The 325-nt window shown below is 42.2% G+C and carries 1 protein-coding gene; it reads right to left on the reverse strand.

Features of this window, described 5'->3' with window-relative positions; translation table 11 throughout:
* On the reverse strand, nt 1–325 hold a 325-nt coding region (locus G5B12_RS17205; RefSeq protein ID WP_174088995.1), incomplete at both ends, for a prealbumin-like fold domain-containing protein.

The raw sequence follows: 325 nt of genomic DNA on the forward strand, positions 1-325 counted from the left end.
ACTGGAAGTGCACTCTCTTTTTACTTCTGCTGTCATATCTCCTTCATAACTGCACGTAAGATCATGCTCTTCTGTATCTTCCAGGTATCCGGTCGGAGGTGTAATCTCTTTGATATAATATTTGCCAAGATACAAGCCATTTACAGAAACCTGTCCTTTGTCATCTGTTGTAAGAGAAGCTACCTGTTCTCCTGCTTTATAAATAGTTCCTGTTGCTCCGTCCGGATGCACGATATTTTCACGGGCATACAGACCATAAACTGCACCTTCCAGTGTGGCATCTCCCTGTGGTACTGCTTTTCCTGTTTCTTTATCAACTTTGAAT

Origin of the sequence: Blautia sp. MSK.20.85, assembly GCF_013317245.1 — a bacterium.
GTDB lineage: Bacteria > Bacillota > Clostridia > Lachnospirales > Lachnospiraceae > Blautia_A.